Source organism: Serratia sp. (in: enterobacteria) (assembly GCF_051654945.1).
In the GTDB taxonomy this organism is placed as follows: Bacteria; Pseudomonadota; Gammaproteobacteria; order Enterobacterales; family Enterobacteriaceae; genus Chania.
Window position 1 is genome coordinate 194361 of record NZ_JBOFZA010000118.1, and the last position, 17899, is coordinate 212259.

General features: G+C 56.3%; 17 protein-coding genes. 2 read left to right on the top strand and 15 right to left on the bottom strand.

The genetic code is table 11. From position 1 onward, the window contains the following. Window positions 1–79: 79 nt before the first annotated feature. Entirely contained in the window at window positions 80–1012 is a 933-nt protein-coding gene (gene prmB, locus ACRDCA_RS26245) for a 50S ribosomal protein L3 N(5)-glutamine methyltransferase (protein ID WP_025120735.1), read from the bottom strand. A 171-nt stretch (window positions 1013–1183) separates the two neighbouring features. Between prmB and smrB the strand changes: the two genes are divergently transcribed. Beyond that, window positions 1184–1714 (top strand): endonuclease SmrB, encoded by a 531-nt coding sequence (smrB, locus tag ACRDCA_RS26250; RefSeq protein ID WP_438692136.1) that lies wholly within the window; start codon window positions 1184–1186, stop codon window positions 1712–1714. Between the two features lie 52 nt (window positions 1715–1766). On the opposite strand, the gene sixA is transcribed toward smrB, so the two are convergent. From sixA to ACRDCA_RS26270, 4 genes are all read right to left on the bottom strand, one after another. After that, on the bottom strand, window positions 1767–2249 hold the full coding sequence (gene sixA / locus ACRDCA_RS26255) for a phosphohistidine phosphatase SixA (RefSeq protein WP_438692137.1): 483 nt from the start codon (window positions 2247–2249) through the stop codon (window positions 1767–1769). Window positions 2250–2655: 406 nt separating this feature from the next. Beyond that, window positions 2656–4824 (bottom strand): fatty acid oxidation complex subunit alpha FadJ, encoded by a 2169-nt coding sequence (fadJ, locus tag ACRDCA_RS26260; protein ID WP_438692138.1) that lies wholly within the window; start codon window positions 4822–4824, stop codon window positions 2656–2658. Continuing rightward, complete coding sequence (gene fadI, locus ACRDCA_RS26265; protein ID WP_438692139.1) at window positions 4821–6134, bottom strand: acetyl-CoA C-acyltransferase FadI; 1314 nt, start codon at window positions 6132–6134, stop codon at window positions 4821–4823. Before fadI ends, fadJ begins: the two co-directional genes overlap by 4 nt. A 230-nt stretch (window positions 6135–6364) precedes the next feature. Continuing rightward, window positions 6365–6661, bottom strand: coding sequence for a YfcZ/YiiS family protein (locus tag ACRDCA_RS26270; RefSeq protein WP_021806065.1), 297 nt, complete (start codon window positions 6659–6661; stop codon window positions 6365–6367). 407 nt (window positions 6662–7068) lie between these two features. On the opposite strand from ACRDCA_RS26270, the gene fadL reads away from it, so the two are divergent. Continuing rightward, window positions 7069–8346: a long-chain fatty acid transporter FadL gene (gene fadL / locus ACRDCA_RS26275; protein WP_438692140.1), complete on the top strand. Its 1278-nt coding sequence runs from the start codon at window positions 7069–7071 to the stop codon at window positions 8344–8346. Window positions 8347–8449: 103 nt separating this feature from the next. Here the strand turns inward: fadL and ACRDCA_RS26280 are convergent, their stop codons facing one another. From ACRDCA_RS26280 to ACRDCA_RS26325, 10 genes are all read right to left on the bottom strand, one after another. Then, entirely contained in the window at window positions 8450–10213 is a 1764-nt protein-coding gene (locus ACRDCA_RS26280) for a flotillin family protein (RefSeq protein ID WP_438692504.1), read from the bottom strand. A gap of 56 nt (window positions 10214–10269) precedes the next feature. Next, the gene (locus ACRDCA_RS26285) at window positions 10270–10896 is read right to left on the bottom strand and encodes an OB-fold-containig protein (RefSeq protein ID WP_438692141.1); all 627 of its coding nucleotides are present in this window, start codon (window positions 10894–10896) and stop codon (window positions 10270–10272) included. 433 nt (window positions 10897–11329) lie between these two features. Beyond that, window positions 11330–12088: a phospholipid-binding lipoprotein MlaA gene (gene mlaA, locus ACRDCA_RS26290; protein ID WP_438692142.1), complete on the bottom strand. Its 759-nt coding sequence runs from the start codon at window positions 12086–12088 to the stop codon at window positions 11330–11332. Between the two features lie 34 nt (window positions 12089–12122). Continuing rightward, the gene (gene ccmI, locus ACRDCA_RS26295; RefSeq protein WP_438692143.1) at window positions 12123–13337 is read right to left on the bottom strand and encodes a c-type cytochrome biogenesis protein CcmI; all 1215 of its coding nucleotides are present in this window, start codon (window positions 13335–13337) and stop codon (window positions 12123–12125) included. Next, window positions 13337–13804, bottom strand: coding sequence for a cytochrome c-type biogenesis protein (locus ACRDCA_RS26300; protein WP_438692144.1), 468 nt, complete (start codon window positions 13802–13804; stop codon window positions 13337–13339). Before ACRDCA_RS26300 ends, ccmI begins: the two co-directional genes overlap by 1 nt. Beyond that, window positions 13801–14352 (bottom strand): DsbE family thiol:disulfide interchange protein, encoded by a 552-nt coding sequence (locus tag ACRDCA_RS26305; protein WP_021178627.1) that lies wholly within the window; start codon window positions 14350–14352, stop codon window positions 13801–13803. The genes ACRDCA_RS26300 and ACRDCA_RS26305 overlap by 4 nt, the downstream gene beginning before the upstream one ends. Then, window positions 14349–16319 carry a heme lyase CcmF/NrfE family subunit gene (locus tag ACRDCA_RS26310; protein WP_438692145.1) on the bottom strand — a complete coding sequence of 657 codons (1971 nt, stop codon included), beginning with the start codon at window positions 16317–16319 and terminating at the stop codon, window positions 14349–14351. The genes ACRDCA_RS26305 and ACRDCA_RS26310 overlap by 4 nt, the downstream gene beginning before the upstream one ends. After that, the gene (gene ccmE, locus ACRDCA_RS26315) at window positions 16316–16810 is read right to left on the bottom strand and encodes a cytochrome c maturation protein CcmE (protein ID WP_438692146.1); all 495 of its coding nucleotides are present in this window, start codon (window positions 16808–16810) and stop codon (window positions 16316–16318) included. The genes ACRDCA_RS26310 and ccmE overlap by 4 nt, the downstream gene beginning before the upstream one ends. Beyond that, entirely contained in the window at window positions 16807–17058 is a 252-nt protein-coding gene (ccmD, locus tag ACRDCA_RS26320) for a heme exporter protein CcmD (protein ID WP_438692147.1), read from the bottom strand. Before ccmD ends, ccmE begins: the two co-directional genes overlap by 4 nt. Further along, entirely contained in the window at window positions 17055–17792 is a 738-nt protein-coding gene (locus ACRDCA_RS26325) for a heme ABC transporter permease (protein WP_438692148.1), read from the bottom strand. Before ACRDCA_RS26325 ends, ccmD begins: the two co-directional genes overlap by 4 nt. Between the last annotated feature and the right edge of the window lie 107 nt (window positions 17793–17899).

Consider the following 17899-nt stretch of genomic DNA (forward strand, 5'->3'; position numbering starts at 1 on the left):
GCTCCTTACCGTTGGTTGTCATCCCGTTCGGCGTGCAAACGGGGCATACAGGCCCGCCAAGGCGGGCCCAGCTTGTTGGTTAGCTGCGATAGAGGCTGAAGTGATCTTTGCAATCAATCAGCTGCTGTTTGGTCAGCATGAATACGCCGTCCCCGCCGTTATCAAACTCCAGCCAGGTGAACGGAATATCCGGATATTGTTCCATCAGATGTACCATGCTGTTGCCCACTTCACAAATCAGCACGCCGTCATCGCTCAGGAAGTCTGGCGCACAGGCCAGAATGCGGCGCACCAGCTTGAGGCCGTCGCTGCCTGCTGCCAGGCCCAGCTCCGGCTCGAAGCGGAACTCTTGCGGCAGGTCGGACATATCTTCCGCATCAACATAAGGCGGGTTGGTGACGATCAGATCGTATTGGATCGCCGGCACATCGCGGAACAGATCGGAGCGGATCGGGATCACCTGATGTTCCACGCCGTGCGCCTGGATATTGCGCTCGGTGACGGCCAGCACGTCGGTAGAGATATCTACCGCGTCCACTTCTGCTTCCGGGAAAGCGTAGCCGCAGGCGATAGCGATACAGCCGCTGCCGGTACACATATCCAGGATATGGCGTGGCGGGTGTGGGATCAGCGCGCTGAAGCGATCGTTGATCAGCTCACCAATCGGTGAACGCGGCACCAGCACGCGCTCATCGACATAGAATTCCATATCGCAGAACCAGGCTTTATTGGTCAGGTAGGCGACCGGGATGCGCTCGTTGACACGGCGGATCACTCGCTCAACGATGCGGTGACGCTCGCTGGAGGTCAAACGCGCGGTGCGCATATCTTCAGGAATATCCAACGGCAGGAACAGGCTGGGCAAAACCAATTGCACGGCTTCGTCCCACGGATTATCGGTTCCGTGGCCATAGTAGATATCGGCGGCGTTAAAACGGCTTACGGCCCAGCGCAGCATATCCTGAATGGTGTGCAGCTCATTCACTGCTTCTTCGACGAAAATTTTGTCCAATTTGCCCTCCGGCAGGCACGATGATTCATGATTTAGCCCTGTAGTTTGCCATGAAGCCTGCGACAAATCAGCAGCTATACCATTCTCGATGCCATTCAGTACCAGTTTTGCGTCGACAGACGCCTTCGAGCAGGTAAACTAGCGCGATAAATGACAGGCGATGAGAGAATAATGAAGAATAAGCACCCTCTGAGCAAAGATGAACTGTTGCTCTTTAGAGAGTCGGTAGCCGGTGCAAAGAAGCTGCCGCAGGACACCATCGTCCACCCAAAACCTAAAATGAAAACCAGGCAGATTGCGCCACAGCGTCTGTTGCAAGAGCAGGTGGATGCCAGCTTTTACTTTTCCGATGAGTTTCAGCCACAGCTGGATGATGAAGGCCCGACGCGCTATGTGCGCCCTGGCTATAGCCATTACGAGTTGAAGAAGCTGCGACGCGGGGATTATGTGCCGGATCTGTTCCTGGATTTGCACGGTTTGACACAGATGCAGGCCAAGCAGGAATTAGGGGCGATGATCGCCGCCTGCAAGCGTGAACACGTGCATTGTGCCTGCGTGATGCACGGCCACGGTAAACACATCCTCAAGCAGCAAACGCCGTTGTGGTTGGCTCAACACCCAGACGTGCTGGCGTTTCACCAGGCCCCTAAAGAATGGGGTGGCAGCGCGGCGGTTTTGCTGTTGGTGGAGTTGCCGGAGTAGAAATGACAAAGGGCGATGATCAACATCGCCCTTTTGCTGTAGCAAGGTTTTTTCAGACCTTGGCCATCACCTGTGACGGGCTGACCTGCCATTCAAACTTGCCGTTACTGCCATCTTCGGCCAGATCGACATTAGCAATGGCCGAGGTAGCAAACATGGGCGGGCATTCCCCAGGGCACAGTTCAGCCACCAGATAACCTACCAGCGGTAGATGGGAAACCACCAACACCGCACCGACACCTTCTTTCGCCAGCGCCTGCAGATAGCAGCTCACCAGCCCGGCATCGCCCCCCGGAGTCAACTCCGGCAGTACTTCTTCGCCTTCAGGTAGCGTTAACGCTTCGCGTACCGTTGCCAGCGTCTGCTCGGCCCGCAAATAGGGGCTGACCAGCACTCGTTCAATATCCACAGACTTGGTGTTCAACCAGGCCGCCATCTGACGTGACTCATCACGGCCACAAACAGTAAGAGGTCTTACCGAATCGCTGGCTGCATCGAGTGCCGCCTCTCCGTGACGCATAATCAAAACTTGCATATTGCACCGCTGTTGTTGACAAAATAACGCTATACAGAAACGCCGAGCGTGCTGTATCGCCGAGTTGTACTCAAGAGCACAGGCCAGCTTCAAACGATAACGCGCCGTCTCTCTATGGCGGCCGGGCATTTTGCCTGAAAGTTGGCGTAAAGAAAACGCTGTTTTTTTACCACGTTTACGCCCTTACCCCCATTCATCGCTGACATAACAACCAATTCAACGGGTTAAAATTTGACCTGGTTGCTATGAAATTTTTGGTAGCGTTGAGTTGTCACTTGCCAAAACGCTACGTTACCCCTCCCCAATCTCCCTGTACAGCCTCCGGGATTGCCCTAATTGCAAGGAGTGATAGCGATCACAGTGCGGCCCTGATCAAACTGTAGCGCAAACCGGGCCGTCATGCTGGTTAACTGCCTTGCGGATAGAAGCGTTCGCCTTGTTCGGCCATGCGCTGCAAGCGTTCGCAAGGAGCAAAATAGTCACCATATTGCTGTTGCAGATAGCGCAGGGTTTTCACCACCTTCTCCGCGCCCAGCTCGTCCATATAGCGGAACGGGCCACCAAGGAACGGCGGGAAACCAATGCCAAATACCGCGCCGATATCGCCATCGCGTGCGCTGCGGATCACGCCTTCATCCAGGCAGCGCGCCGCCTCGTTGAGCATCATCGTTACACAGCGTTGGGCGATCACCGGATGTTGAATATGCGCCTTGGCGGTGATCCCCAATAGCGGATAAATGCTGCTGTCCGCGCTCTTGCGTTTCTGGCGTGTTTTGCTGCCCTCGGCCGGATACAGATAGAAACCACGTCCATTCTTACGCCCTTTGCGGCCATCTTTCAGCACCGCGTCGAACGCCGCCGGAGCGGCGAAACGTGGACCCAGCTCTGCCGTCAGGATCGGGATAATCTTGGTGCCGACGTCGATACCCACTTCATCCAGCAGCATGATGGGCCCCACCGGGAAACCGAAATCGACCAGGGCTTTGTCCACCGATTCGATCGGCTCGCCTGCCAGCAGGCAGCGCGCCGCCTCATTAATATAAGGAGCGAGAATGCGGTTGACGTAAAAGCCAGCACGATCGGCGACCACGATCGCCGTTTTCCCCTGTTTATGGGCCAACGCCACGGTGGTAGCGATGGTTTGTTCGCTGGTGGTGGCATGCGGGATCACCTCGACCAGCGGCATTTTGTCCACCGGACTGAAGTAGTGCAGACCAATAACCTGCTGCGGCCTGGCCGCTTGCGCTGCGATCTGGCCGATCGGCAATGATGAGGTATTGGAAGCAAATACGGTATGCGGCGCAGCATATTGTTCAATATCGGCCACCATTTGCTGCTTGAGGGCGATATCTTCAAATACCGCTTCCACCACGATGTCGACCCGCTCAAAACCGCTGTAATCGGTGCTGCCGGAAATCAACATCATCTGTTTCTGCCGTTCTGCCGGGCGCATGCGTTTGCTGCGTACCCGCTTGCCCAGCAGATCCCAGGTGTACTTCAACGCGTGGTTGATCCCTTGATCGTTCACGTCTTTGATACGCACCGGCAGCCCGCCACGTGTCGCGGTGACGCAGGCGATACCGCCGCCCATCAAACCACCACCAAGCACACCAACACGCTGAATGTCATGGGGCTGAGCATCCCCACCACGCTCTTTTTTCAGCGCCGTGGAGGCAAAGAACAGGCTGCGTAAAGCGGCAGACTGAGATGACATAGCCAGCTCACCGAAGGCACGAGCCTCCGCTTCATAGCCGCTGGCACTGCCCTGATCCAGACCGGTGCGCACCACCTGAATAATGCGTTCCGCTGCCGGGTAGTTGCCGTGGGTTTTCTCCAGGGTCTTCTTGCGTACGATGCTGAACAGCAGGCTTCGGCCCAACGGACCATTGAGCAGGCGTTCCTGCCACGGTAACGCACGGCGCGACTTCCAGCCCTGTTTTACCCGCTCAATAGCGGTTTGCAGCAGAATGGATTGCGGCACGGCCTCATCCACCAGGCCCATACGGAGCGCCTGGCGAGCACGAATGTGCCTGCCCGTCAGCATCATATCCAGCGCTTTGCTGGCCCCAATCAGGCGGGGTAAACGCTGGGTACCGCCAGAGCCAGGCAACAAGCCTAGCTGTACCTCCGGCAGGCCGAGCGCCGTCTTATCATCCAGCGAACAGACTCGGCTATGACAGGCCAAAGCCAACTCCAGCCCGCCGCCAAGGCAAGCGCCGTGGATGGCAGCCACCACCGGCACCGGAAACGCGGCAATCTGTGCCAAAGTGCTCTGCCCTTTCTTCGCCAGCGTCTGTGCCTCTTGCGCCGTATGACACGCGGCGATCATGGTGATATCTGCACCGGCAATAAACGAGTCCGGCTTACCGGACAAGATCACCAAGCCTTCCAGAGTGGCGAGTTGTTGTGCCTTGAGCAGCACGTCGTTGATCTGCTCGACAAACTCCGCCTTCAGCGTATTCACCTTTTCGCCCGGCACATCAATGGTGATCACGCCAATATTGTCCGGACGTAAGGTCAGATGAAAGGCCGAAGGCCTGGCACGCTGTTCGTGCAATGCGTTCTCGAAACTCATTGGTCTACCTCCACGATCATCGCCGCCCCTAAGCCACCCGCCGCACAGGCAGTAGCCAGCCCCAACCCACCACCACGCCGTTTAAGCTCGTGCAGCGTCTGAGTGATCATGCGCGCGCCGGTCGCGGCGAACGGATGACCATAGGCGATAGAGCCACCCAACACGTTGAATTTTTCCATATCGACCTCGCCGATCGCCTGCTCACGCCCCAGCTTCTGTTGGGCAAACTCGGTGCTGGCAAACATTTTCAGGTTGGCCAGCGTTTGTGCGGCAAAGGCCTCATGCATATCGATCAGGGCCAAATCGGCCAGGGTGATACCAGCACGTTCCAGCGCCAACGGCGTGGCATAGGAAGGGCCGAGCAACATATCTTCCCAGACGTCAATGGCGGCAAAGGCAAAGCTACGCAGGTAACCCAGCGGCTCCAGACCCAGTTCTTTCGCACGGGACTCGCTCATCATCAGCACCGCAGCAGCACCATCGGTCAACGGCGTGCTGTTGGCGGCCGTAACGGTGCCGTGGCGGCGATCGAATGCCGGTTTCAAGCGAGCGTAAGACTCCAGGCTGGAATCTTTGCGGACGTTGTTATCCTCGGCCAGCGGCGTTTTATACGGCGGCACATAGGCGGTCATCACTTCATCGCGCAACAGCCCCTGCTCCCAGGCCTTGGCGGCCAACTGATGGGAGCGATGCGCCAGGGCATCCTGCTGCTCGCGCGTAATGCCATGGGTTTTCGCCATTTGCTCGGCGGTATCTCCCATACGCAGGCCGGTCGAGTATTCCGCCACGGCAGGCGGCACTGGCATCAGATCGCGGAACTTGAGCTTGCTGAATAATTTCAGGCGTTGTGACAACGTGCGAGCCTTATTGACGTCCACCAGCGTACGAGCCAGCGCCTTGCTGACGCCGATCGGCAACACGGAAGACGAGTCAGCGCCTCCGGCAATACCGACGCTGATGCTGCCAGCCATGATGCTTTCCGCCACGTTGGCAATCGCCTGGAAGCTGGTGGCACAGGCACGCGAAACGCTGTAGGCATCGGTATGCACGCTCATGCCGGTACCAAGCACGATTTCCCGGGCAATATTGGGCGCCTCCGGCATTTGCACCACCTGGCCGAACACCAGTTGCTCGATCAAGGCAGGATCGATGCCACTACGCGCCAGCAGCTCGCTGACCGCAAACTTGCCAAGATCGACCGCAGGGATGCCGTGATAAGCGGTCGCCTGCTTGGCGAAAGGGGTACGCAGCCCTTGAACAATGGCGATACGGTCGCCGAGACGGGTAACCAGCGGCAATGCCTTACTCATAAACACTCCTGAAGAGAGGCCGTCAATACAACGGACGAAAAGAGGTCTGACCTGATGAGGTCATTGTTAACCAAATGTTTACATTTGGCAAACCAGCAGAAGTGAAAACTGAGAGCAGGAGCAACTTTTGGTGAGGGGTAAAACGGGGCTGATACCAGCAGGGGCGTGTAGCTTGCCCCTGATGGCGAAGGGCGCAGTAAATAAGGCGCCCTTACACGGTCTGACGGGGATTAACGCAGGCCGAGTTGGAAGATCATGGTTTCAGCCTGGCAGGAGAAGGTGAAATCCACATCCAATTGCACGCCGCCGTCAACCGGTTTAATGCTACTGCTGATGTCACAAGGATCGGACTCTACGCCGCGCGCCTTTTCAGTCAGTGCTGCCAGGGTTTGCTCTGCATCCTGTTGATTGGCAAACACTCGGCTGTAGGAAGCGGTGCAATCGGTGTTATCCATCACGGTTCCGACATCGACACAGCAGCAGGCCGCAGTTTCCTGAGCGTTACACTTATTGATTGCATCTGACATAATTGAAATCTCCTCACGGGCCGCCATTACGCTCGCCCAAATAGCCATTTATGATCTGGCGCAAATAAACAAAATTCTGTGTTTATTTTACGCCTCGGGCTTGCCAATCACTAGCCTTACTTTTTGTAAGCATTTTAAGTGACGGAAATCACATAAATAAATCCCCTGTTGGTAAAAAAACATAAGAGTTTTGTTACTCGCTGGTCAATTTTTGTTATGTGGATCTCTTTTCTGATATCAATTTGGAAATATTTCAAAAACAAACTTGCAACATCTTAACAGGTCGGACCTATAATTCAGCCACTGGTCTGATTTGTCAGATTGATAACGGACCCTACAATCGCGCGCTCCATGTTACTTTGTGTAACATTGTTTAAATAATAAACACATAAAATGAGGTTTTGGTCATGAGCCAGAAAAACCTATTCACTAAATCAGCTCTCGCAGCTGCAGTGGCAATTATTTCTTCAAACGTGTATGCCGCAGGATTCCAGCTGAACGAGTTTTCGGCAGTTGGTTTAGGGCGAGCCTATTCTGGTGAAGGCGCAATCGCGGATACCGCCGCATCAGGGAGCCGTAACCCGGCAACCATGATGATGTTTGACCGCCCCTCTTTCTCAACAGGTGTGGTCTTTATCGATCCTGATGTAGACATTTCAGGCACTTCCCCTTCAGGCCAGAGCCTGGATGCAAAGAATATCGCGCCCACCGCCTGGGTGCCGGACCTGCACTATATCCAACCGCTGAACGAACAGTGGGCCGTCGGTGGATCCGTCACCAGCAACTATGGCTTGGCGACCGAATTCAATGACAGTTACACCGCGGGCCCTTATGCCGGGAAAACCGATCTCACCACCATCAACCTGAACCTTAGTACCGCTTACCGTCTGAACCGCCATTTCAGCTTTGGATTGGGCTTTAATGCGGTCAACGCGGATGCCAAACTTGAGCGTTATGCCGGTGAAAGTGGCAAACGTCTGGGACTGCCAGCCGATACACAAATCTCCAAACTGGATGGCAACGAATGGGGTTACGGTTGGAATGCCGGTATTCTGTACGAAGTGGATGATAACAACCGCTACGGTTTCACTTATCGTTCAAAAGTAAAAATCAAGTTTGATGGCGATTACAGCAGTCAGCTGCCTTCAGCCCTGAACCCAGCGCAGCCCGTTACCGGTTTGCCATGGGGCACCAACGGCAACACCATCCCGGGTTCTCTGGATCTCAACTTGCCAGAAATGTGGGAAATCTCGGGTTATAACAAAGTGGACCCACAGTGGGCGATCCACTACAGCATGACTTATACCAGCTGGAGCCAGTTCCAGGAGTTGAAAGCTACGGGTAACAACGGCCAAGTACTGTTCCAGAAGGATGAAGGCTTCCGTGATGCTTACCGCATCGCGCTGGGTACCACTTACTACTACGACGATAACTGGACCTTCCGTGGTGGTATCGCCTTTGATGATAGCCCGGTTCCGGCACAAAACCGCTCCATCTCAATCCCGGATCAGGACCGTACATGGGTGAGCGCCGGGGCAAGCTATGCCTTCAACAAAGATGCTTCTGTTGACGTGGGTATTTCGTACATGCACGGACAAAGGGTCACCATCAACGAAGGGCCATACACCTTCCGCTCTGAAGGTAAAGCCTGGCTGTACGGTGCTGGCTTCAACTACCGTTTCTAATCTGTTTTCCTCTACAGAAAAGCAAAAAGCGGCGGGATTATCCCGCCGCTTTTTTTCTTACCGGGCGCAACATACAGCGCTCCGGTCATGCATCGCTACCCATTCAAGACAAGCTTACCGTGGTGATTGTTGGCTCGTTTGACGGTTCGTACGACAGCACTTTCTGTTCCACACTCTCTTGCTGTAACACCGGTGCGACAGGCTGCGCCTGCGGCAATGCTGCGGTCAGTGCCTGCAACGAACCGCCTGAGATACCGATTTCCTGTAACAGGGAATCGATCACCGGGGCATGCGTACGGTAAGCCAGAGCGGCAGACATCGCCTGCTCGGCCAGATTACCTCCACCGACCGACGCCGTCGAAGCCCCTGCTGCACCGCCAGAACGGTTTAATCCATCCACCTGCATGATCTTGATGCCTTCGATGGCCTTCATTGGCTCAACAGACTTCTCAATAATCGCCGGCAGCGCCTGCAACAGCGCCAGTTTGAACTTCAGGCTGGTCTGATCGTTGGAGAGCATGTTGACCGCTTCGTTCAACGCGCGCTGGGCTTCCGCCTCGGCCAGGCCTTTCTTGCGTGCGGCTTCGGCCAGTTCGATGATGGCGGCGGCTTGCAGCTCGGCGGCTTCTTTTTCCGCACGGGCTTTCAGCGTTAACTGCATCGCCTCGGTTTCCGCTCCCTGGCGGGCTTCGATCAGCGCAACCTGCTTGGCACGATCGGCTTCGGCTGTCTGGCGCGTGGTTTCCACGTTTTGCTCAGCCTTCACCGCTTCCGTCAAGGCGTCATTGGCGCGCGCCTGTGCCTGAGACTGCTGCTCAGACTTGGCGGCAATGGCGATAGCCTTATCCTGTTCGGCGATTTCCGTCACTTTGGTCTGCTCGATGGCGGCCATTTCAGTGACCTTGCTCTGCTCGATCTCTTTGACGCGGATTTCACGGTCTGCCTCTACCTTACGAGTACGTACCGCCTGCTCACGCTCGATTTCCGCTTCCTGGATCTGCCGCTCGGCGGAAATACGGCTCTGTTCGGCCTCGCGGCGACGTTCCGCTTCAAACGTGGCAATACGGGAGCTTTGCTCAGCGGTGCGGGTTTTTACCTGCTGCTCCTGCTCTAGCGACATAAAGGATTCTTGCTGCTCGATCTCCAGCTTGCGTGACAACGCATCGCGGTTTTTCTCGCGCACAGCGACTTCCACGTCTTGCTCTACTTCGTTACGTTCGCGACGGCGACGTTCGGTTTCCTGCGTCAGCTTGGTCAGACCTTCGGCGTCGAAGGCGTTGTTAGGATCGAAATACTCTTTCGACGTCTGGTTAAAGTTGGTCAGCGACACGCTTTCCAGCTCCAGGCCGTTTTTCGCCAGATCTTCCGACACCGTACTCTGCACACCCTGCACGAAGTTTTCGCGCGTATCTTGCAGGTCTTGCATGGTCATCTGCGCCGCGGTGGAACGCAGGGCGTCAACGAACTTGTCTTCGACCAACTGACGCAGATCTTCTGGCGACTGGGTGCGCTGGCCCAAGGTCTGTGCTGCGGTAGAGATCCCTTCAATGGTTGGCTGCACGCGAACGAAAAATGCCACCACCACATCCACACGCATTCTGTCCTTGGTGATCAGGCTGTCGTGCATGGCACGGCTGACTTCCAGCTTCAGGGTCTTCATGTTGATGGCAATAATCTCATGAAACACCGGCAGGGAGATGGCACCGCCGCTCAGCACCACCTTGAGGCCACCCAAGCCGGTACGCACCAAAGATTGTTCCGCAGAAGCACGCCGATACAGGCGCGAGAAAATCAGCCCGATGATCAGCAGGACAACGAAAATGCCACCTGCAATCGAACCCCAAAACGTAAGACCATCATTAATCATCACAAAGGTTACCTCTCCATCAAGGTGGTTAAAATAATTCCGTTAAAAACCGCTTGCTACAATAGGTCCGGCCAAGGGTTGGCACTGCCGCTGAATCGGGATCCGGAGATGCGGGCCGTGACCAGCACTTTAGCCCCACGGGCAAAGGCAACGTCGGCCTCGTCCGGCTCAATCAAAATGTAATGGGTACGCCCATGCTGATCGGTCAACCGGGCTTCTGCCGGGGAGCCAGCGGTAGCCGTTGCGCCGGTCATCACCGCCAGGCGGCCAACAAAGCTATCCGTGGAAACCGCGCTGCTTTCGTCGCGCGGCAAGTAACGGGCAATACCACGCCCGCACCAACGTACGCAGAACAGCGCGGCGATCAAGGCAACCATCACCGCCAGCCACACCGGTAGCTCACCGCCTGCCAGCCACTGCACTATCAGGCCACTCAGGGAAAACCCGCCAAGGAGCAGCACCAGGATGACCAACAGCGGCAAACGCCCGATATGCAACCAGCTCAGAGCATGAGCGAAGACGTTCTCGCCCAGGGTAATATCTGGATGGGAGTCTAAAGCCGCATCAAAATGGCTGGAAAGGGAAGCACCGAGAAACACCGCCAGCGTTTCCAGCACGCCGATAAACAGCAGCAGGAGCAGAGCGATCAAGAAGGGGGCATTGCCTGAAGATAGTATGTCCATAATGGCGTTCTCCGTGCGCATCACAGCGTAAATGTCGCGGCGGCAGAGAACTGGCAGGAAAGAGTCGCGGTAAAAAAGTGATGATGCAATCCGCTATAAACGCTCCCTGTTTCACACAAACTGGCTCTCTGGCCGCAGGCTCTTCCTTCAAGTGACAGGAAGCTGAGTCCTGTCACAGATTTTAACATTTACGGCTCTGTTCGCCCAGATAATCCGTAGTTCTGAGTACTGATATCCCCCGAACGATCTCCCTCACCCCAAGGAGAGGGAGGTGGCACGGTGATGTCATCAAGTTCAGAGATCAGTTTGTTGGTGATGCGATGTCGCTGTCGGGGCCAGTGTCAAATCGTGGCACAAACGATCCCCTCTCCCTGTGGGAGAGGGTTAGGGTGAGGGGCAGAAGCTAATGGGAAACCGCTGCCCAAAGCAGGCCTTAGTTGGCGTCAATCTCGTCCAGATCGCCCTGAATTGCCTTGGCATTCGGGTTTTCCTGCGGCTTGAGCACCCCGCCCTGTGCCAGGAAGTCATGGCGCTGGAAGTAGGCGTCACGCATCATCATGTAAGGATCGGAGGAGTTGCGCAGCAACCCATCGGAATCCAACAGTTGCGCACGGGTTTCGATCCCTTCCACTACCCATTTACCCGCCGACATCCAGAAGGTGAGGTAACTCAGCACCGGATAAACGCTGTCCGCCCAGTCACCGCCGTCTTCACGAATGGTGAAGCTGCCGTAGACCGGTAAGTGAACATACGGGCCGTAACCGACGCCGTAGTTGCCCAAGGTGCCACCGAAGCGACGTGGTTCTTCACGCGCCAGTTTCGGGTTGGCCATACTGGCCACGTCGATCAACCCGCCCATCCCCAACAGGGTGTTCAGGAAGAAGCGGTTGAAGTGGATCATGCCCTGATAGGGGTTACCGCGCAGAAATTCGTTCACCATGCTGGCTGGCTCTTCCAGGTTGGAAGTAAAGTTGCTCAAGCCATTACGCGCAGGCGACGGGACGTAATCGCGCCATGCTACCGCGACCGGGCGCAGCACGTAGGGATCCATCACGTTATAGTTGAAGTTAAACATCGCCCGGTTAAACCCTTCAAGAGGATCGGAACGCCCTTGCTGATCGTCACCAGGCGAACTGGCACACCCCACCAATAACACCGTTGCAAAAGCCAGCCCAGTCAGGCGAAAGTTCATATATTTCTCCATGAAAACCCTTGGATTCTTTTTATCAGGGAACCTGTTTATCTATCTGAACGCTGACCTGCTCCTTGCCGCTATAGGCTTGCAGCGCACTATCGCCAAACCAGTCGCCCGGCTGTGGCGTTGCCAAACCATCCTGTGAAAGCCTGACGTGCACCTTCACCTTCTGCTGAGCCGAAAGCAGGCGCTCAGGCATCATGGCGTTGCTGTCATCCAATGTGAATGCCAGCGGGAAACGGCTAAGAGGCAATTGCTTGACCGCCACCGGCACCGGGTTAGTCCCATCGGTAACCGAAACGATCAGCGTTCCTTGTTGTGGTAATGCTTTTGCCGCCTCTGGCGACAGCGTGACATTGACGGAGAGTTTAACAGTTTCTACGCCCACCTGAACTTTTGCTTGCTCAATGCTGCGCTTTATCACTTCGACACGCTGGTCGTCGGCAGGCAACAGTTTCAGCATCACCTGCCAGGCACCGATCGCCTGTTGGTAATCGCCCTGCTCAAAGGAGTTAAACGCCAACAGGCTCAACACCCGTATGTTGGTGTGATCCTCTGCCACCATGGTGCGCAGCATCGCGGTCGCCTGCTTGTTGTCTTCCGGATCGCCAGAGCGGGTCAGCACTTCGGCATAGCCGAGGCGAACTTCCATATTGCTCGGATCCAGGCTGTAAGCATGGGCAAAAGCCTGCGTCGCCGTCGTCGCGTTATTCAACGCCATACCGACACGGCCAAGCATCATCCAGTCATTCAGATTGCGGTCATCTTGTTGCAGTGAGGTACGTAACCCCAAGCCAAGACGAGCGATCTCTTCCATGCTGAGCGGCTCGGCACGTTCATTGGCCACCCGCGCGCGTAGCTCCGGCATCTGGGATTCTACCTGATGCCAAGCCATAACCTGAGCCAATCCGCCGGTTTTCAGATAAAAGCCAACCGATACCACGATAAGCACCGCGACGCCAGGCACTAAAGCCCAACGATTGATCGGCCGTACAGGCTGCTCATCCGCTTGCCCGGGGATATCGTTCAGCAGGTTCTGTTGCAGCTCTTTGACCAGTTCAGGGCGTTCGGCAACCACCCCTTGATCTTCATCCTGCGCCAGTTCGTCAAGACGATCCTCGTAAAACGCCTTGTTGAGCGTATCGCGGCTGGCCGCCGTGTTTTCTTTGCCTTCGCGCATCGCTGGCACCACCAGTAATGCGGCGGCACCGACCAACAACACTATAATTATCAGCCAAAAAGCCATTAGGGTTTCTTCCTGTCAGTCTCTTTCAACAACGCCGCAAGACGCTGCTGCTCCTGCTCGGAGAATTCCTGGTTGACTGCGCTCGCCCGACGATGACGGGTGCGCAATATCACTACCGCCCCACCAATCAGCACAAACAGCAGCGGCCCGACCCACAAGATCAAGGTTGCTGGGGTCACCGGGGGTTCATAGGTCACAAAGTTGCCGTAGCGCGCCACCATATAGTCGATGACCTGCTGCTTATCCTGCCCCTGCATCATCAGCTCATACACCTTGGTGCGCATATCCGCCGCGATGATGGCGTTAGAATCGGCAATGCTGTTGTTCTGGCATTTCGGGCAGCGCAGCTGTTCGGTCAACTCACGGTATTGCTGTTCCTGCTCTACCGAATTGAACTTGTAGGTATCGATGGCTGCGGCGGCACTGAAGCTGAGCAATGCCGCCACCAGTAAGGTTATCAGCCTCATGCGTCGCCCCCGTATTTACGGTATAGCGGCAGCACTTCCTGCTGCCAGACACGCTCGTTCATGTCCCCGGCGTGGCGGTAGCGGATAATACCTTCACCATCGATCAGGAAGGTTTCCGGTGCGCCATAAACACCCAGATCCAGCCCCAGCATGCCGTCGCCATCGTACAGGCTCAGCGCATAAGGGTTACCTAACTGGTTGAGCCAAACCACCGCCTTCTGACGATCGTCTTTATAGTTAAGGCCTACTACCCGGATGCCCTTGGCCGCCAGCGTATTGAGATACTCATGCTCTGCCCGACAGGTTGGACACCAGGTCGCCCAGACATTGAGCAGGATCGGTTTGCCCGTGCGCAGCACCGCCTGATCGAAGGTTTTACCTGGGTGCTCCAGGGACTCCAGCTTGAAGGTCGGCACCGGTTTACCGATCAGTGCAGACTCCAGCATGGTGGGATCTTCGCCACCGGCGTTACGCGTCAGCTGCACCAACAGGGCCACCACCAACAACAGGAACAGGATTAACGGGATAAATAACAGTTTGCGGTTCATGCCTGCTCCCCTTGTTTGGCTTCACGTTTGAGTTTTTTACTCATGCGATAGCGCGGATCGAGAATACACAGTACGCCGCCGAGCGCCATAAACACCCCGCCGAACCAGATCCAGCGGACAAAAGGCTTGTAATAAAGCCGCACGGCCCAGGAACCATCATCCAGCTCTTCACCCAACGCGGCATACAGATCGCGCGTCAGGCCACCGTCAATAGCCGCTTCCGTCATCATGCTGCGCGCCACGCTGTAATAACGTTTTTCCGCATGTAATGTGGCTTCGGCCTTGCCATTACGGGTGACATCGATAATCCCGACGCCGCCGGTATAGTTTGGCCCACGAATGTCGTGAACATCGCGGAAAACAAAGCGATAGTCATGAATTTCTACGCTATCACCGGCCTTCATGCGCACATCACGTTCTACGCTGTAGTTCTGGCTGAACGCGATACCGATCACCGTAACCGCGACACCCAGATGGCCCAATACCATGCCCCAGTGGCTGCGGGAAAGATGCTTCAGCCCCTGCCAGAAACCGTGGCGATGGGTAGCCCGCTCATGCAGCTCCATCAGGGTCAACAGGATCACCCAGATGGCCATAATCAGCCCGACTACCGTCATGCCGGCGATGCTGTCTTGCAGCAACCAAGGCAACAGGATCGACAGTACCAGCGTGATCACCAGCGCCACACCCAGGCGACGCCAGAGCTTGGTGGGTTCATCACGACGCCAGCGCACCAACGGCCCGATGCCCAACAGCAGCGCCAGCGGTGCCATCAGCCAGGTAAACATGGTATTGAAGAACGGCTCGCCGATGGAAATGCTGCCCAGCCCCAACTGTTTATGCACCAGCGGCAACAACGTCCCCAACAATACCACCAGCGTGGCGGCAATCAGCAGGACGTTATTGCCCAGCAGGAAGGTCTCCCGCGAGAAGGTTTCATGCTGCACCCGGCTACGCACTTGCCCGCCCTTCACGGCGTACAGCAACAGCGAGCCGCCAATCACGATCACCAGATAGGCGAGGATAAACATCCCGCGCGCCGGATCGGAGGCAAAGGAGTGAACGGAAACCAACACGCCGGAGCGTACCAGGAAGGTCCCCAACAGGCATAAGGAGAAAGCAGTGATCGCCAGCAGCACCGTCCAGGCTTTGAACGTGCCACGCTTTTCGGTAACCGCCAGCGAGTGCATCAAGGCCGTACCGGCCAGCCAAGGCATAAAGGAGGCGTTTTCGACCGGATCCCAGAACCACCAGCCGCCCCAGCCCAGCTCATAGTAAGCCCACGCCGACCCCAGCACGATGCCCATGGTCAGGAAGACCCAGGCCGCCGTGGTCCACGGACGCGACCAACGCGCCCAGGCGGTATCGAGCCGCCCGGCCATCAGTGAGGCGATGGCGAAGGCAAAGGCTACCGAGAAACCCACATAGCCCATATACAGCAACGGCGGGTGGAAGATCAGCCCGATGTCTTGCAACAGCGGGTTAAGATCGCCACCGTCGATCGGGAAACTTGGCAAGGTACGGGTAAACGGGTTGGAGGTCATAATGATAAACAGCAAGAACCCGGCGGTGATCATCCCCATCACCGACAACACACGCGCCACGGCATCCTGCGGCATTGCACGGCTACACATGGCAACCGCCAGTGACCAGCAGCTCAGCAACAGCACCCACAGCAGCAGGGAACCTTCGTGCGCGCCCCACGTCGCCGCAATGCGGTAATACACCGGTAGCTTGGTATTGGAGTTGGCGGCCACATAGGAGACCGTAAAGTCATTGGTAATAAATGCATACACCAGGCAGGCAAATGCCAGGGCGATCGCGGCAAACATGCCGTAGGTCAACGGGCGGGCGACCGCCATCATGCGCCTATCCTGGCGCGCCGCTCCCCATTGTGGATAAAGGCTCAGCAGCAACGAAATCGCCAACGCCAGGCACAGCAGAAAACTCCCGAGTTCCGGCATCATGACTTGTTGCCCCCGTCCGGTGAATCGCTATAGGTAGCGGCCGGGTTTTTATGATTTTCTTTCATGGCATCCGCGACTTCTGGTGGCGTGTATTTTTCATCGTGTTTGGCCAGCACTTCACGCGCATTGACCACGTTACCTTCCCCCAGCACGCCCTGTGCCACTACGCCCTGCCCCTCACGGAACAGATCCGGCAAGATACCGTTGTAGGTGACTTCGATGGCTCCGTGGGCGTCATACACCTTGAAGCTCACCTGCAGGCTTTGCTGATCGCGTTTGACCGAGCCCGGCATGACCATGCCGCCAATGCGCAACCGTTGCCCCACCTCCGGCTTTTCATGCTTTTCGCCCTTGCCTTGCAGGATCTCGCTCGGGGTATAGAACAGGTCAATATTGGAGCGCAGGGCATACAACATCAGCGTAGCGGTCAATGCGACACCAATCAGTACGACAATGGCCAGATAGAGGCGGCTTTTACGACGTGGATTCACTGTGATTTCTCCCGCGAGTTAGCAGACTGCGGTATGGCCGCTGTTTTCTTTAGCTGTTGTGACTGACGGATACGCCGTTCCCGCGACTCTTGGCGGCTAACCTCGGCCAGTAGCTGCTTGCGTTGCCATAGTGTGTGAAGCAGCAGCCCGAGCAGGGGAAGCAGGGTTGCGGCTACGGCCAGCCAAACGTAAAACGCGTAACCGCCCATGGCGAAAAACGCCTGCCAGGAACTGAATGCGGTATTCATGACTGACGCTCCTTGTTAACCAATTCGGCGACCCAAGGGCGCTGACGTTCCTGGATCAGTATCAGGTTGCGCAGGCGCATCAAGGTCAGCGTAATAAAGAACAGCAGGTAACCGAAGATGGCCCAACACAGCGGGTAACGCATGCTTGGCGCAATGCTCTGCTGCATATTGGTTGAGCCCTGGTGAAGGGTGTTCCACCATTCGACCGAGAAGTGGATAATCGGAATGTTGATCACCCCCACCAGCACCAGAATACCGGCGGCTCGCCCGGCCAGACGGCGATCGTCAAAGGCGTTATACAGCGCAATAATGCCCATATAAAGGAACAGCAATACCAGCTCGGAGGTCAGGCGCGCGTCCCACACCCACCAGGTGCCCCACATCGGTTTGCCCCAGGCGGAGCCGGTAACCAGCGCAATAAAGGTGAACACCGCCCCCACCGGAGCCATGGCCGCCACGACGGTATCGGACATTTTCATCTGCCAGACCAGGCCGATAAACGCCGCTATCGCCATTGAGCCATAAATGCCCATCGACCAGATGGCCGCCGGCACATGAATGTACATGATACGGAAGCTATCACCCTGTTGATAATCTTTGGGCGCGAAGCCAAAGCCCCACACCCAGCCGACCAGCAGACAGATGGCGCCCGCTATCCCCAACCAGGGGACAAAGCGGCCACAGACATGGTACAGCCGTTCCGGCCTGGCAAATTGATGTAACCATTTCCACATTGTCGTCATTGCTCACGGTAATAAATCATTCGGTTGCCGCCCCCTTCTGGCAGAGCGGCGAAAGTCTTGCGCGCGGAAAAGGCTCTTACAGGCATTCATCCGCGATT